A 1,680-nucleotide genomic window follows, 5' to 3' on the forward strand; every position below is an offset into this window, starting at 1 on the left:
GTTAACCTCACCTATAACAAAAATCGCCCTCTTCCCAGCGCCGAAGAATTGCCCTCTTCCGACGAAACTCCAGTGGATAATCAGTTACAGAATGATATTCCCAACCTTGTATATTGAGAGAGGTGGTAGACCGTCCCAACCTTGGTCGGAAAAGACCGCTTCGTAGCAAGGGTCACCACCATAATCTCCCTGACAAAACTCGAACAGTCGCCGGGGTCGTGGCGAAAACAATCAATTGTTAAGCTAAGAGACCGTATCGGGCAAGGATGAGTAAAATCAAGGGGATGCTCTCCAAAATAACCATCAATTCTGCTTGCTTTAGTTAGGTTCAATCAGGGAAAATATCTCTCAATGGGTAGGCATTGACATTAGTAAAGCGACCCTAGATGTTTACCTCCGTCCCCTCGGTAAAGCGATGAAAGTTGCTAACACAAAGGAGGACATATCTAAACTGGTCGAAACCCTAAAATCCTACACTGTCAACCTCATCGTTCTGGAAGCGACAGGAGGTTGAGAAACTGAACTGGTGATTCAATTACAAGCAGCGGATTTACCTGTAGCCTTAATCAATCCCCGTCAAGGAAGAGACTTTGCTAAAGCCACTGGTAAATTAGCCAAAACCGATGCCATTGACGCTCAAATCTTAGCTCATTTTGGCGAAGCAATGCAACCGCAAATATTAGCGGTTGAGTCGGAAGAATCTCGTCAATTGGGCGACTTAATTAGTCGTCGCCGGCAACTTGTCGAGATGCGGACTGCCGAAAAAAACCGACGGGAACGCGCTCGCGGTAAAGCTTTGGTCGATATCGAAGCCCATCTTGAGTATCTCGATAACTGCCTCGAAAAACTCAATCAAGAAATTGAGGAATTGACCCAAGCTAACCAACAATGGCTCGAGAAAGTTAATTTACTCAAAACCGTGCCGGGGATTGGTCAAGTAATTTCTACTACTCTCGTCTCCGACTTACCAGAACTCGGTCAATTAACCGCCAAACAAATCTCTCGCTTAGTCGGTGTCGCACCGATTAATCATGATAGTGGTCAACATAAAGGTAAGCGAATGATTCAGGGAGGTCGCGCTCAGATTCGGGCGACTCTTTACATGGGAGCGGTGGTAGCTATGCGTCATAATCCGGTGATTAAAACCTTTTACGAACGCCTAGTCGGACGAGGTAAATCAAAAAAACTGGCTCTGACTGCTTGTGTGCGGAAAATCTTAGTTATTCTTAATGCAATGGTTCGCCAAAATCAGCCTTGGCAGCTTGCTGACAATTTACCACCTTGTTCCTAGAGATTCACACTTTTTGTTATCTCTGATCAAGGGTTGCGCTTGCTTTGGTTTAACCTGAGCGACTTAGTTTTTGCTGCGCTTTTTTCTGGCTTGAGATTTTAGGTTCGACAGCAACTCCTTGATTGTTTTTTGAGTTACCCCTTGACAATCAAGACAGTCGCTACTGCTAAGTTTATTAGCCTTAATTTGGACCAGTCGAGATGATTGGTATTTTGGGGTAGATATGGCTGTCTATTATAATCCAGAGGAATCAGCTTTTGTACCCGATGGTTTCTTGTCCCTTGGAGTCAACCATGATACGGGAGAAAGAGGTCGGTTAAGCTATGTTTTGTGGCAAGAAAAGTATATCTTGCCGATTTTGTTTTTAGAGGTAATTTCCGAGAAGTATA

3 pseudogenes are annotated in these 1,680 nt (G+C 44.5%); all 3 read left to right on the forward strand.

Going from position 1 to position 1,680, the window contains the following annotated elements:
• Nucleotides 1-111: pseudogene (locus PX636_RS03885) on the forward strand (Uma2 family endonuclease); the annotation flags it as partial.
• 220 nt (nt 112-331) lie between these two features.
• Nucleotides 332-1,291, forward strand: a pseudogene (locus PX636_RS03890) (IS110 family RNA-guided transposase).
• A 157-nt stretch (nt 1,292-1,448) separates the two neighbouring features.
• A pseudogene (locus PX636_RS03895) lies at nt 1,449-1,680 on the forward strand (Uma2 family endonuclease); the annotation flags it as partial.

Source organism: Microcystis sp. M53598_WE2 (assembly GCF_030067735.1).
GTDB classification, from domain to species: Bacteria; Cyanobacteriota; Cyanobacteriia; order Cyanobacteriales; family Microcystaceae; genus Microcystis; species Microcystis aeruginosa.